12 protein-coding genes are annotated in these 13,987 nt (G+C 57.5%); 4 read left to right on the top strand and 8 right to left on the bottom strand.

Translation table 11 applies throughout. From position 1 onward, the window contains the following. Positions 1-62 precede the first annotated feature (62 nt). Positions 63-1,559: a PAS domain S-box protein gene (locus tag KGB21_RS10440; RefSeq protein WP_223505068.1), complete on the top strand. Its 1,497-nt coding sequence runs from the start codon at positions 63-65 to the stop codon at positions 1,557-1,559. A 183-nt stretch (positions 1,560-1,742) separates the two neighbouring features. Beyond that, complete coding sequence (locus tag KGB21_RS10435; protein WP_223505067.1) at positions 1,743-1,994, top strand: DUF1652 domain-containing protein; 252 nt, start codon at positions 1,743-1,745, stop codon at positions 1,992-1,994. Positions 1,995-2,491: 497 nt separating this feature from the next. On the opposite strand, the gene KGB21_RS10430 is transcribed toward KGB21_RS10435, so the two are convergent. The 7 genes from KGB21_RS10430 to KGB21_RS10400 all read right to left on the bottom strand — a co-directional run bounded on the left by KGB21_RS10430 (position 2,492) and on the right by KGB21_RS10400 (position 8,483). Continuing rightward, positions 2,492-3,259 carry an SDR family oxidoreductase gene (locus tag KGB21_RS10430; RefSeq protein ID WP_034148850.1) on the bottom strand — a complete coding sequence of 256 codons (768 nt, stop codon included), beginning with the start codon at positions 3,257-3,259 and terminating at the stop codon, positions 2,492-2,494. Positions 3,260-3,303: 44 nt separating this feature from the next. After that, complete coding sequence (locus KGB21_RS10425) at positions 3,304-4,371, bottom strand: phosphotransferase family protein (protein WP_223505066.1); 1,068 nt, start codon at positions 4,369-4,371, stop codon at positions 3,304-3,306. Between the two features lie 143 nt (positions 4,372-4,514). Continuing rightward, positions 4,515-5,480, bottom strand: a complete 966-nt coding sequence (locus tag KGB21_RS10420) for a 2-hydroxyacid dehydrogenase (RefSeq protein WP_223505065.1) — start codon at positions 5,478-5,480, stop codon at positions 4,515-4,517. A 148-nt stretch (positions 5,481-5,628) separates the two neighbouring features. Beyond that, a complete protein-coding gene (locus KGB21_RS10415) occupies positions 5,629-6,237 on the bottom strand; it encodes a TetR/AcrR family transcriptional regulator (RefSeq protein ID WP_223505064.1) in 609 nt (202 codons plus the stop codon). A gap of 29 nt (positions 6,238-6,266) precedes the next feature. Continuing rightward, the gene (locus tag KGB21_RS10410) at positions 6,267-6,650 is read right to left on the bottom strand and encodes a tautomerase family protein (protein WP_034148846.1); all 384 of its coding nucleotides are present in this window, start codon (positions 6,648-6,650) and stop codon (positions 6,267-6,269) included. Positions 6,651-6,744: 94 nt separating this feature from the next. Beyond that, positions 6,745-7,170 (bottom strand): helix-turn-helix domain-containing protein, encoded by a 426-nt coding sequence (locus tag KGB21_RS10405; RefSeq protein WP_223505063.1) that lies wholly within the window; start codon positions 7,168-7,170, stop codon positions 6,745-6,747. Continuing rightward, positions 7,167-8,483 carry a type II toxin-antitoxin system HipA family toxin gene (locus tag KGB21_RS10400; protein ID WP_223505062.1) on the bottom strand — a complete coding sequence of 439 codons (1,317 nt, stop codon included), beginning with the start codon at positions 8,481-8,483 and terminating at the stop codon, positions 7,167-7,169. The genes KGB21_RS10405 and KGB21_RS10400 overlap by 4 nt, the downstream gene beginning before the upstream one ends. 409 nt (positions 8,484-8,892) lie before the next feature. Between KGB21_RS10400 and KGB21_RS10395 the strand changes: the two genes are divergently transcribed. Beyond that, positions 8,893-10,173, top strand: coding sequence for a serine/threonine transporter (locus tag KGB21_RS10395; protein ID WP_223505061.1), 1,281 nt, complete (start codon positions 8,893-8,895; stop codon positions 10,171-10,173). A 235-nt stretch (positions 10,174-10,408) separates the two neighbouring features. Here KGB21_RS10395 and acnB read toward each other — a convergent pair whose 3' ends face one another. Continuing rightward, entirely contained in the window at positions 10,409-13,009 is a 2,601-nt protein-coding gene (acnB, locus tag KGB21_RS10390) for a bifunctional aconitate hydratase 2/2-methylisocitrate dehydratase (RefSeq protein WP_034148842.1), read from the bottom strand. Between the two features lie 459 nt (positions 13,010-13,468). Here acnB and KGB21_RS10385 point away from each other — a divergent pair, with 459 nt between their 5' ends. Beyond that, positions 13,469-13,939: a DUF1289 domain-containing protein gene (locus tag KGB21_RS10385; RefSeq protein WP_034148841.1), complete on the top strand. Its 471-nt coding sequence runs from the start codon at positions 13,469-13,471 to the stop codon at positions 13,937-13,939. Positions 13,940-13,987 lie beyond the last annotated feature (48 nt).

The raw sequence follows: 13,987 nt of genomic DNA, 5'->3' as shown, positions 1-13,987 counted from the left end.
AACCCGTGCGGTCGTAATCTTCACAAGGGGCCTACAAGCTCCATCGCACGTGTGGAGATCCAATGAACCAGGACACCCTGACCACTGAAACCAGCCGCCGTCAGTTGCAGCAGATCATCACCGGTTTGTCCGACGGGGTGATTCTGTTGGAGCTTGATCAGACGATTGTCTGGGCCAACGACGCCGCTCTGGCCATGCACGGCGTCGAGCGGATCGGTGATTTAGGGGCCAATGCCAAGGAGTACGCCAAACGCTTCGCTTTGCGCTATCGCAACAATCACCCGGTACAGACCGACAATTATCCCGTCAGCCGCGTCGCTCGCGGGGAGACCTTCAGCGATGTGCTGGTCGAATTGACCCCGGCCCATGACGATGAACACGCCTGGGTTCACCGCGTGCGCAGCCTGGTGGTGACCGACAGCCAAGGTGAGCCGGAAGCATTGGTGTTAATCATGGCCGATGTCACCGAGTGGGCCAGTGCAGAGCAGCGATTCGAAAAGACTTTCAACGCCAACCCGGCCCCGGCGGTGATCTGCCGCCTCAGTGATTTGCGCTACATCAAGGTCAATCCCGGCTTCCTCGAAATGACCGGTTATGCACGTGATCAAGTGATCGGCACCTCCACCTATGAACTGGACGTACTGGATCAGGCCGAAAACAAAGACTTGGCCAAACAGCGTCTGCGCGAGGGCGCGACCATCCCGCAGATGCAGGCCGAACTGCGATTGGCCGATGGCAGTAACAAACAAGTGATCGTCGCCGGCCAACCGCTGGAGCTGAACAAAGAAGCCTGCATGCTGTTTTCTTTCGTGGACATGGAGCCCCGGCACAAGGCCGAAATTGCCCTGCGCCAGAGCGAAGAGCGTTTCGCCAAGGCCTTTCGACTGACGCCGGTGCCGATTCTGGTGTGCAGTGCCGCTGATCAAGTAGTGATGGATGTAAACGAGGCATTCCTCGAAACACTCGGATATGGCGGTGAGGAAGTGCTGGGCAAGAGCATCGCGCAAATCGACTTCATTCATGACAAGGGCGCGCGTGCAAAACTGTTTGCTGCACTGGAGAAAACCGGAAGACTGGATCGCATCGACGTGCAAGTCCGCAAGAAAGACGCCGAACTGATCGAATGTGCAGTGTCGGCGGACACCGTGAACATCCAGGACAACCCGTGTTTCCTGCTGGTGTTGATGGATATTACCGAACGCAAACGCACAGAACTGGAGCTCGTGGCGGCGATTGAAGAAGTGATGAAAGACGCGTCATGGTTCAGTCGCACGCTGATCGAAAAACTCGCCAACGTGAAGAGCTTCAACTCGCCGCAACTGCCCAGCGTGTCCTTTGCCGAATTGACTGCTCGTGAGCGCGATGTGCTGGAATTGATTTGCGAAGGCCTCGCCGACAAGGAAATCGCTGCACGCCTGAAACTGGCGCCGAACACCGTTCGTAACCATGTGGCAACGGTGTATTCCAAGCTCGATGTGCACAGTCGCAGCGGGGCGATTGTCTGGGCGCGGGAGCGCGGGCTGTTCTCCGGCGCATGGCCAACTAAAGGGCATAGGTAAGGTACAAATGCACTAAGCCATTTGGTGCAAATTAATGTTCTGGCAAGGAAGCTCTGCCGCCAATCTAGGGGTTGCGAAAAACTATCTTCGGATCGTTCGCCAGCCTTTTGAAGTCGCTAAAGGAACATTCATGCACTACCCAAATATCATCGCCACAGCCGTTTGCTGCGCGGGCCAGCCGCAATGATTCATGTGTCGCAACTGCGCACGCAGCTGGAGCGGACATTTTCGCCACTGGCCTGTGAGTGCAATATTACCGGCGATCACTCGTTGACGATCAAGCTCTACCACCCCGTATCCGGGCAGGTAGACCTGGTGGTCAGCGCTTTGAACCTGGCCATGTTGCAGACACCTGAATCGGTGGCCGCACTGATTGAAGAGTTGCGCTACGAGTTGGAGAGCAACAGCCTGCAACGCCCAGATCCGGTAGTGTAGGAATTGCCAGGTTTGGCACGTCTGAACAACTGAATACGCGATAAATCTGTACAAAAGTGATTTTTTTGCGACCGCCCCGTGAACTTTCCGGCGGTGTTTTGTTGTCACAAAAAGGTGTACATCATTTATCGCGGGTCAACCTATGAAAAGTCTTGGGAAACGCGTTTTTGCACCCACTTCGCTCGTATTCTGCGCTGTGATTCTCGCTGGCTGCGCCAGTCCACCCCCACCGCCTCCAGCGCCACCGCCACAGGAACGCACCTGCCAGACAATGGATAAAACCGATGTCATGGGCGACGTGAGGGCCGAAGGGGAGGTGACTCGGGTCACGACCACGACCCGATGCGTCACCCAGTAATCCCGGACGACCTTATGTCCCTGTAGGAGCTGCCGCAGGTTGCGATCTTTCGATCTTCAGCGCTGCCAATGGCATCGAAAATCAAAAGATCGCAACCTGCGGCAGCCCCTACAGTGGAGCGTAAGCCGATGGGATCAGATCAGGACAGGAAGCCGCCATCCACGTTCAGAGAAACGCCGGTGGTGTAGCTCGATGCATCGCTCGCCAGATAAAGCACTGCGCCGGCCATTTCACTCGGGTCCGCTACACGCTTGAGTGGAATCTGCGCCAGTGCGGTATTGAGGATTGCCTCGTTCTTCACCAGCGCCGAAGCAAACTTGGTGTCTGTCAAACCCGGAAGCAGGGCATTGCAGCGAATCCCGAACTGCGCACATTCCTTGGCAAACACTTTGGTCATGTTGATCACGGCGGCCTTGGTCACCGAGTAGATGCCCTGGAACACGCCCGGCGATACGCCGTTGATCGAGGCAACGTTGATGATGCTGCCACCACCGTTTTCACGCATCAGCTTGCCGGCTTCGACCGACATGAAGAAGTAACCGCGGATGTTCACGTCGACGGTCTTCTGGAAGGCGCCCAGGTCAGTGTCCAGTACGTTGCAGAACTGCGGGTTGGTCGCGGCGTTGTTAACCAGGATGTCCAGGCGTCCGAACTGTTCCTTGATGCCAGCGAAGACCTGGCTGATCTGTTCCATTTCGCCGATGTGGCAAGCGATGGCAGTGGCTTTGCCGCCAGCGGCGATGATCGCGTCGGCAACGTGCTGGCAGCCATCGAGCTTGCGGCTCGAAACAATCACGTGAGCGCCTTGTTGAGCCAGCAGCTTGGCGATGGCTTCACCGATGCCGCGGCTGGCGCCGGAAACGAAAGCGATCTTGCCGTCGAGGTCGAACAACTGAGTCTTGGACATGGGGTTCCCTTATGAAAAGTCTTGTTATTGGGCCAGGGGCGTAATCAAAGGCTGGATTTCTGGATGACCTGCAGGCTCATTTGCTCCAGCAGTTTGTTCATGTGAATGAACTGCGCGAAACGCTTGTCCTGGGTCTGACCATGGTAGAAGCGGTAGTAGATCTGCTGCACGATGCCGGCCAGGCGGAACAGGCCATAGGTGTAGTAGAAATCGAAATTGTCGATCTGGATGCCAGAACGCTCGGCGTAGTAATCAACGAATTCGCGGCGGGTCAGCATGCCCGGTGCATGGCTGGGCTGGCGGCGCATCAGTTGCACCGGTGCCGGGTCGCCGGCTTCGATCCAGTAGGCGAGGGTGTTGCCCAAGTCCATTAGTGGATCGCCGAGGGTGGTCAGCTCCCAATCGAGCACACCGATGATTTGCATCGGGTTGTTCGGGTCGAGGATCACGTTGTCAAAGCGGTAGTCGTTGTGGACGATGCTGGAGGTCGGGTGATCGGCTGGCATCTTGTCGTTGAGCCAGGCTTTCACCACTTCCCACTGCGGTGCGTCGGGGGTCAGGGCTTTTTCGTAGCGGTCGCTCCAGCCTTTGATCTGCCGCGCCACGTAGCCTTCGGGCCTACCGAGATCACCCAGGCCGTAGGCGTTGTAGTCGACCCGGTGCAGCTCGACGAATTTGTCGATGAAGCTCTTGCACAGAGCTTCGGTCTTCGCGGAGTCCAGCCCCAGCTCTGGCGGTAACTCGGAGCGCAGGATGATGCCGTTGACCCGTTCCATCACGTAGAACTCGGCGCCGATCACCGATTCATCGGTGCAGTGCACATAGGCCTTGGGGCAGTACGGAAAACCGTCGCGCAACTGATTGAGGATGCGGAACTCGCGACCCATGTCATGGGCGGATTTGGCCTTGTGACCGAACGGCGGCCGACGCAGGACAAACTCCTGTTCGGGGTATTCCAGCAAATAGGTGAGGTTCGACGCGCCGCCCGGAAACTGGCTGATCTGCGGTAAGCCACTGAGGCCTGGAATGTGCGCCTTTAGGTATGGATCGATCAGGCTGGCATCGAGTTCTTCGCCGGTGCGGATGCGGGTGGACTGGTCAGTAAGCGCCATGCTTATCCCTTCTGCTTATTCTGGAGGCCTGAAACTATTGGCTAATCTAATGCGCTCACCCAACCCCCACAACCACGAACGGCCCTTATAGGTGAGCGTGTTGCCGGACAATCATTGTTTTTGATACACGCGTTTGAATTGTCCTACAGGACCGCTTGGCTCGCGCTGCTCGGCAATTCGACGGGAGTGAGCACCGGTTGGCCGGTAAAGAACGCCACCAGGTTGCGGCCCACCAACTCCACTGTGCCTTGCGTGGCTTCTGGAGACAGGCCGGCTACATGTGGGGTCAGAATGACGTTGGTCAGGGCTTTTAACGAATCCGGCACCTGAGGTTCAGCATCGAACACATCCAGTGCAGCGCCGGCGATCCGCCGTTGCTCGAGGGCGCTGACAAGGTCGGCGGTGACAATCACGCTGGCCCGGGCGATGTTGACGACGAAGCCTTTCGGTCCCAGCGCTTCGAGTACCTGGCGATTGATCAGGTGTTTGGTGGTGAGGCCGCCTGGAGTGGCGATGACCAGGAAATCCGAGGCGCGCGCGAGTTCGGTGGGGGTGGAGCAGAAACTGTAAGGCACGTCGTTGCGATGTTGGCGGTTGTGGTAACTCACCGTCATGTCAAAACCGTTGGCAGCGCGCTTGGCGATGGCCATGCCAACGGCACCGAGGCCGAGGATGCCCAGGCGTTTGCCGGCGAGGGAAGGGCGCATGATTTTTGGCCATTCGCCCCGGCGCACGGCGGCGTCACAACGGGGAATGTCGCGGACCATGGAAAGCAACATTGCCATGGCGTGGTCAGCCACCGAGGAGGCGTTGACGCCGGCGCCATTGGTGACGGTGATGCCGCGGTCGGCGGCGGCTTGCAGGTCGACGTGTTCATAGCCTGCGCCAATCACGCAGATGATCTTGAGCTTGGGCAGGGCGGCGATTTCATCGGCGTAAAGACCGAGCGGGCCGCGGGTCAGGACGGCGTCGATCTGGCCGCTATAACGTGTAATGGCTTCGGCGCGCTCGGCAGGCGTAGGCGCCAGAATCAGGTGGAAGCCCTGATGTTCGAGGATGGGCAGGTAATCATTAATGGTTTCAACCAGGACTAGAACGGTTGCAGGCATGCTTGGCTCCTGTAAGCATCGGAATGTCGGACTCGAACGTTGGTTGAGATTGCTGGCTGCGCGATGATTTGGCAATGCCGTCTTCGACACTGCGCTCTCAGTGTAGGAGCTGGCGCAGCCTGCGATCTTTTATGCTCAGCAAAGAATATTAGAGCGGGGATGAGGAAGGAGGCTTTTCTTGCGTAAGAAAACTCCGCGCCGCTGCGAGAACTTCATCCGATAGGGCATCGTCCCGAGTCGCCCGGGCCAGCGTCAGTGCTCCGACCATCAACGAGAACTGCACCAACACTTGCTGCCGGTTGCTGGTGGCGTCATCTTCGTCCGTCAGTTTGCCCAGTGTATCGAGCAGCCCATGCAAACCCGCCATGAACGGCTCATGCAAGCCACTCTCGGAGGCCTCGCGGCACATGTCCCCGGCAAAGGCTACCACCGGGCAGCTATCGCCCGGGTTATCGCGGCTGCCAGCGGACAGATACGGCTCGATCACGGCCCGACGCGCGTCGGCTTTACTGTCGGCTGCGGCGATGCGTTCCTTCCAGCGTCCCGCGGCCTCTTCGAATGCCCGGCCGCTGGCTTCCACCGCCAGTGCTTCCTTGGATGCGAAGTGCCCGTAGAAACCACCGTGGGTCAGGCCAGCAGCGGCCATCACATCGACCACACTGATGCCATGCAACCCGCGCTCGCGAAAAAGTCGCGTCGCAGCGTCGACGATGATTTCGCGGTTGAGGTCGGCTTGCTTGCGGGAAACTCGGGGCATGGGCGGCTCACAGTTGCACAGGTTGAAAGTCAGAGGGCGTACTGGGCAATGCCATTGCCGAAGGACCAGTTTTCTTTTTTCACTTCCACCAGATTAATGAAAACGTCCTCCAGGCGTACCGCCAGTTCTTGGTTGAGGCTCTCGGCGATGGTTTTGTAGAGGAGTTTTTTCTGATCGACGGTGCGGCCTTCGCTCAGGGTGATTTGAATCACCACCAGGTTTTCACTGCGCTGGATGCCGAGATATCCCGGATCGAAGATGAAATGTTGCTCATCGTGCTCGGCAAGAATCTGGAAGTTGTCATCCTCCGGCACGCCAATAGCGCTGCGCATGGAGGCGTAGATCAATTGGCCGATGCGTTTGGCGTAGGTGGGATCCTGCTGCTTTTTGATTTCAACGCGAACCAGTGGCATGGAATGACTCCGGTAGGATGACAGGTCTGTTCAAAATACATGACGGTAGACCTTTAACAACCGGAGAATGACGAAATGCAGACAAGACAACCACTCAGTCAGACGAGTCCTCGACATCGGCCTTGGTCTTGGCAGTGGTCCGCAGAGAAGCCACTCTACTGAGCTGACCGGCGTACTTGCGTTGAGGGTTCGCCCCGCGAACGGGCATTTTAGAGGCCGGCTTGTTCTGATCAACAGGCGGTGTGTAAGTGGCTTTAGCCGCAATAGTCAGCCCCAGGCGCAGCCCGAATTTTCGCAGGATGGCATCGATCGTGCTGATGGTTGGATTACCCTTGTCCTTTTCGATCTGGTACAGGGCCTTGGTCGACATATTGCACATGGCTGCAAAGGTGTCCTGGTCTAGACCGGTCACCTCAAGCCTTAGACGGCGAACAGCAGTTCCCAGGGTTTCGCTTCCCATCTGGTGCTGCAGCATGATGTCGTCAATGAGCTGCTTGCGTTCGTTCGTGGTGTCGTTCATCGAAGGCCCCATTCAGCCAGCCGTTTATCCAGATTATTCAGCGGAATAGATTGAGCATGTCTCACTTCCTCGGGAAGATTGACCAACAGATCCGGCAACGCTCTAAACGATTCAGCGTCACCTCGCAGGCGCTCGAAGAGTAGATCAGGGCTCACAAATTCCTGGAAAAACTCGCAGATCGCTCTCCAGTCTGGACTTCCCATGTGCTCGGGCTTCCACTTGGTGACTCGAGTAATGCCTTCCGGGTCGAGCACCATCGGCGCAAGATCATAGATCGGCGCCAGCTCGAATCGGTCCTGAAGTCTGAAAATGGCCGTGTTGCGCCCATGATTGTCCGAATTTCCGAGGATACGGTTAAGCAGGTCGCGCCGAAGGTACTCCGAGACCAGTTCCTCAAGCTCTGCTTCCTGCCCATTCGTGCGCCACAGGTGGATCAGGCGCGCGAGGACATCCTCATGATTCATCCTCGAACCAGGTTCAGTGTTCCCACATACCGAATAGATTGACTCAACCGCAATTCTTTCCACCACACCGTTGGTGATTCTTCGATCAAAGCGTGGCATCCACAGGCTTGGCTTATCGGCTTCCTCAAGTACAAGCTCATCCGTGGATATTGTGTTCAAACCGAGTTCAGAGATCGCCTTGTAGTAGTGATACTCCGCCCGAAGGATATTCTTGTCGCGTTCAGTGGCCTGGTTGCGAGCAAACTTCACCAGCCAATGACGGCGTGCAAGCGCGTCAGAAAGCATGGCATCGGCATACAGCGCGCCATCCACCCCCTCAACCATAATGAGCTTCGGCGCTTCTCCCTGAGCGCCCGTAGCGCCGCCTAAAGCTGCGCCGGATTCATAGGCGTATTCGAGGAAATCGTTTGTTCTATCTACAATCTCTTGGCGTGCAAAGGCCTCTCTGCGAGTCTGATCGATATGCTCCACGGACTCCTTCACGCGCAAGTGCCCGATAGGCGAGGGCGTGCAGCGGCCCAGCAGGAAAAAGTCCATGTCCATCCCGTCGGGCTTTTCTCCACCGAATCGTTTCTGCAATGACTTACGGGCGGCTCCAGCCGGGATGATGTCGTAGACGAAGGGCGGAAACCCTTTGCTATCGACTTGGTCCCAGTTCAACGCAAGGTTCACGCTGATGGCGGGTTCGAACGGGGTCTCTAATTTGTCGATGAATTCGATCAGGTAACGCTGGTCGTAAGAGACGCTGCATCGCGCTGCCTTGACTTGCTCAACGCTTGCCACAGAAAGCATCACGGCGTCGCGCCAATGGCCTTCAACGTAAGTCTGTATCGTGAGATGTTCTGTCATGGCGTGGAATCAAATCGGAACTATGATGCCGACTATAGTGGCTTACTCACCCGCTTTCGGCAATATGGTTCCGATTAACCAAAGATTTTAATACTTAGTCGGCATTATAGTGCCGATTGATTTGGCGCAAAACGCGCTGGATTGAGCTGCCAAAATCAGTTCAAACAGAAGGTAAGCATTTTTTCCTCTTGGCGCGCCAGAGACCGAAAGCGGTTATAAGCGGTGCCAAATCCTCTCGGCACATACCCGCGTTAACTAAACCTGGTACCACCGTTCCTCACCTAAGTCTTTGCTTCTGTTCACTAATCCTCCAGAATCGCGCCCCTGTTTCGGCCAGGGCGCTGCCTGTCGGGTACTCCGACGCGTTCTGGCCGGGTGGCAAGTGACCGGAATGTGGAGATCCCACCGGATGAATGATCAGGCCAATAGCGTCGACGAACGCTATGTAGCAGCGACACCAGCGACCCTATCGAGCTGGAATCGCCAAGACACCACCTGGATGCTGGGCCTTTTTGGCACGGCGATTGGTGCGGGAACGCTGTTTTTGCCAATCAACGCGGGCCTCGGCGGTTTCTGGCCGTTGCTGATCCTGGCGTTGCTGGCGTTTCCGATGACGTTCTACGCACACCGCGGCCTGACTCGCTTCGTGTTGTCCGGCCGTGATGGCGCGGACATCACCGAAGTGGTGGAAGAGCATTTCGGCCTCAAGGCTGGCGCGTTGATCACTTTGTTGTACTTCTTCGCGATATTCCCGATCCTGTTGATCTACAGCGTGGCGCTGACCAACACCGTGGGCAGTTTCCTCGAGCATCAATTGCACATCATGCCGCCACCGCGCGCTGTGCTGTCGTTGGTGCTGATCCTTGGCCTGCTGGCCGTGGTGCGCTGTGGCGAACAAATGATCGTCAAGGCCATGAGCCTGATGGTGTACCCGTTCATCGTAGCGTTGCTGTTTCTGGCGGTGTTCCTGATCCCGCACTGGAACGGCGGCATCCTGACCACGGCAACCACACTGCCTGAACCATCGGCGTTGCTGCATACGCTGTGGCTGGCGATTCCGGTGATGGTGTTCTCCTTCAACCACTCGCCAATCATTTCGGCGTTCGCAGTTGATCAGAAACGTCGTTACGGCGATCACGCTGAACAGCGCAGCTCGCAGATCCTGTCCCGCGCCCACGCCTTGATGGTGGTGATGGTGCTGTTCTTTGTCTTCAGTTGCGTGCTGACCTTGTCCCCGGCGCAATTGGCCGAAGCCAAGGCGCAGAACCTGTCGATCCTGTCCTACCTGGCGAACCACTTCAGCAACCCGACCATCGCCTTCGCGGCGCCGTTGATTGCATTCGTGGCCATTTCCAAGTCGTTCCTGGGGCACTACATCGGCGCCAGTGAAGGTCTGAAAGGTCTGATCGTGAAAAGCGGCAAGCGTCCGGCGGCCAAGACCCTGGATCGTATTGTCGCGGCGTTCATGCTGGTGGTGTGCTGGATTGTCGCCACGCTGAACCCGAGCATCCTCGGCATGATCGAAACCCTCGGTGGCCCGGTCATCGCGGCGATCCTGTTCTTGATGCCGATGTATGCGATCCGCAAAGTGCCGGCGATGGCGCGTTATCGCGGCCAGGCGTCGAATGTGTTTGTGGTGGCAGTAGGGTTGGTGGCGATTTCGGCGTTGATCTATTCGCTGAGTGCGTAACCCACAATATCTGCGTCAACTCTGTGGCGAGGGAGCTTGCTACCGCTGGGCTGCGAAGCAGCCCTCATCCAAACACTAGGATTTCAGATTAACCGCATACACCGGGTTTACGACGGCTTCGCCGCGGAGCGGGAGCAAGCTCCCTCGCCACAAAAAGCCTTCAGTGCTAAAGCTCAAGGCAAAAAAAAACGCCGCTCATCTCACGATGGGCGGCGTTTTTTATTGCGTTGTAACGTTAGGCTTGAACGACCGGGATGTTGGCGTTCGCAGCAGCTTCACGGAACTCGGCGATCTGGTCGAAGGACAGGTAGCGGTAAACATCAGCCGCCATGCTGTCGATCTTGCCAGCGTATTCCATGTACTCCTCGACGGTCGGCAGGCGACCCAGGATGGAAGCAACCGACGCCAGCTCGGCCGAAGCCAGGTAGACGTTAGCGCCGTCACCCAGACGGTTCGGGAAGTTACGGGTCGAAGTCGACACAACAGTCGAATTCGGCTCTACACGTGCCTGGTTACCCATGCACAGCGAGCAACCCGGCATTTCCATGCGCGCGCCAGCCTTGCCGTAGATGCCGTAGTAGCCTTCTTCGGTCAGTTGGTGAGCGTCCATCTTGGTCGGCGGCGACAGCCACAGACGGGTTGGCAGCTGACCCTTGACCTGTTCCAGCAACTTGCCGGCAGCGCGGAAGTGGCCGATGTTGGTCATGCACGAACCGATGAACACTTCGTCGATCTTCTCGCCAGCAACGCTGGAGAGCAGACGAGCGTCGTCCGGGTCGTTCGGAGCGCAGAGTACAGGCTCCTTGATGTCGGCCAAGTCGATCTCGATGATTTCGGCGTACTCGGCGTCCTTGTCCGCTTCCATCAGCTCAGGGTTGGCCAGCCAGGCTTCCATCGCTTGGGCACGACGCTCCAGGGTACGGGCATCGCCGTAGCCTTCGCCGATCATCCAGCGCAGCAGGGTGATGTTCGATTGCAGGTACTCAGCGATCGACTCTTTCGACAGCTGGATGGTGCAACCGGCAGCCGAACGTTCAGCCGAAGCATCGGACAGTTCGAACGCTTGCTCGACGGTCAGCTTAGGCAGACCTTCGATCTCCAGGATGCGACCGGAGAAGGCGTTTTTCTTGCCTTTCTTCTCTACGGTCAGCAGGCCAGCCTGGATCGCGTAGTAAGGAATGGCGTGAACCAGGTCACGCAGGGTGACGCCTGGTTGCAGTTCGCCCTTGAAGCGAACCAGGACCGACTCAGGCATGTCCAGCGGCATGACGCCAGTAGCTGCGGCGAACGCCACCAGGCCGGAACCGGCCGGGAACGAGATGCCGATCGGGAAACGGGTGTGGGAGTCACCACCAGTACCGACGGTGTCTGGCAGCAGCATGCGGTTCAGCCACGAGTGGATGATGCCGTCGCCCGGACGCAGGGAAACGCCGCCGCGGGTCATGATGAAGTCAGGCAGGGTGTGGTGGGTGGTCACGTCGATCGGCTTAGGGTAAGCCGCGGTGTGGCAGAAGGACTGCATCACCAGGTCGGTCGAGAAGCCCAGGCATGCCAGGTCTTTCAGTTCGTCACGGGTCATTGGACCGGTGGTGTCCTGGGAACCCACGGTGGTCATCTTCGGTTCGCAGTAGGTGCCCGGACGAACGCCGGTCACGCCGCAAGCCTTGCCGACCATTTTCTGCGCCAGGGTGAAACCCTTGGTGCTTTCAGCCGGTGCTTCAGGCTTCTTGAACAGGTCCGAAGGTGGCAGACCCAGCTCGGTGCGAGCCTTCTCGGTCAGGCCACGGCCGATGATCAGCGGAATACGGCCGCCAGCACGCACTTCGTCCAACAGGACCGGGGTCTTCATTTCGAAGGTGGTCAGGACTTCGTCGGTGCCGTGTTTGCAGACTTTGCCAGCATGCGGGTACAGGTCGATCACGTCGCCCATGTGCATGTTGGAAACGTCGAACTCGATTGGCAGTGCGCCAGCATCTTCCATGGTGTTGTAGAAGATCGGAGCGATTTTGCTGCCGAAGCAGAAACCGCCGGCACGCTTGTTCGGCACGTAAGGAACGTCGTCGCCGAAGAACCACAGTACGGAGTTGGTCGCCGATTTACGCGAAGAACCGGTACCCACCACGTCACCGACGTAGGCGATCGGGAAGCCCGAATTGCGCATTTCTTCGATCTGCTTCATCGGACCGGTGACGCCTTGTGCGTCAGGTACGATGCCGTCGCGAGCCATTTTCAGCATGGCCAGGGCGTGCAGCGGGATGTCCGGGCGGGACCACGCATCAGGAGCAGGGGACAGGTCGTCGGTGTTGGTTTCGCCGGTGACCTTGAACACGCGCAGGCTGATCTTGTCGGCCAGGGTAGGGCGGTTCTTGAACCACTCGCCGTCAGCCCAGGATTGCAGAACGCCTTGGGCGTGAACGTTGCCGTTCTTGGCTTTTTCAGCCACGTCGTGGAAAGCGTCGAACATCAGCAGCGTGTGCTTGAGTTCTTCGGCTGCTACTGGAGCCAGTTCGGCGTCGTCCAGCAGGTTAACCAGAGTCACGATGTTGTAGCCGCCCTGCATGGTGCCGAGCAGTTCAACAGCGCGCTTCTTGTCGATCAGAGGGGATTTGGCTTCGCCTTTGGCGATAGCGGAGAGGAAACCAGCCTTGACATAGGCTGCTTCGTCCACTCCAGGTGGAACGCGATTGGTGATCAGGTCAACGAGGAAAGCTTCTTCGCCAGCCGGGGGATTTTTCAGCAGCTCGACCAGGCCTGCAGTTTGTTCGGCGTTAAGCGGCTGGGGAACGATACCCAGTGCTGCACGCTCTTCGATATGTTTGCGGTAGGCTTCAAGCACAGTTATTACCCTCATCAGTGGTCCCAAATGGGTGTCCGGGACGCTCATCCCGAAATTGCCGTACTCATGCGCTGCATGGCGTTGTGAGCCACTTAGCCAGAATTACCGACAATTCCTTACAGAAGCTGCTTTCAAAGTTTTACGCCTGCAGAACGGGAGCTGATGAGGGTTGGCGTTGGGTTTTTCCCCGCTGGAAAAACCCCTCGCCAACACCGCTCTGAAGGAACGACTGTGCTCGTGACGCTTTGAAAACAGCTTCTAACGGACATTGGCGCCTAAAAAGGCAGGCTGATTCTACGGCAAAAAAAAATTAAAGGTAAGTCGGGAACTATTGGACTTTGGTGGTGAATCGTCACTGCAGCCCCTTAGGGCCGCAAACCCTGAACTTTGAGGGGTGATCAATGTGGGCCAAAGGGCTAACATGCGGGCCTGTTTTGCTTTTTCGCGTTTTGCCTACCTATGCCCAATCAGACCATCAAGACCCCCTGCGTCGGCCTTTGCTCCACTGTTTACGGTGATCTGGTGTGCCGTGGCTGCAAGCGTTTCCACCATGAAGTGATTCACTGGAACGGCTACAACGAGGAAGAAAAGCGCGCCGTGTGGCTGCGTCTTGAACAATTGCTGTCCCAGGTGATGGCTGCCAAGGTGGAAATTTTCGATCCGGCGCTGCTGAGAATGCAGCTGGAACAACGCAAGATCCGCTTCGTGCCGCATCAGTCGGAGTATTGCTGGGCGTACCAGTTGATCGCGCGGGGGGCGCGGGTCATCAATAATCTGGAAGCCTACGGGATGGTGCTGCTGCCGGAGTTTCGCGACTGGAACCTGCCGGAATTGCGCGATGCCATTGATCGGGAATTTTTCCTGCTCTCCGAGGCGCATTACCAGCGCTACATTGCGCCCGGATTCCTCAAAGACGCCTTCGGCGCCTGAAAAGATCGCAGCCTGCGGCAGCTCCTACAGGGTGAATGCAAATCCCAT

Origin of the sequence: Pseudomonas sp. GL-RE-29, from assembly GCF_019947275.1 — a bacterium.
Classification (GTDB): Bacteria; Pseudomonadota; Gammaproteobacteria; order Pseudomonadales; family Pseudomonadaceae; genus Aquipseudomonas; species Aquipseudomonas fluorescens_A.
This window is presented reverse-complemented; position numbering and strand designations above follow the sequence as displayed.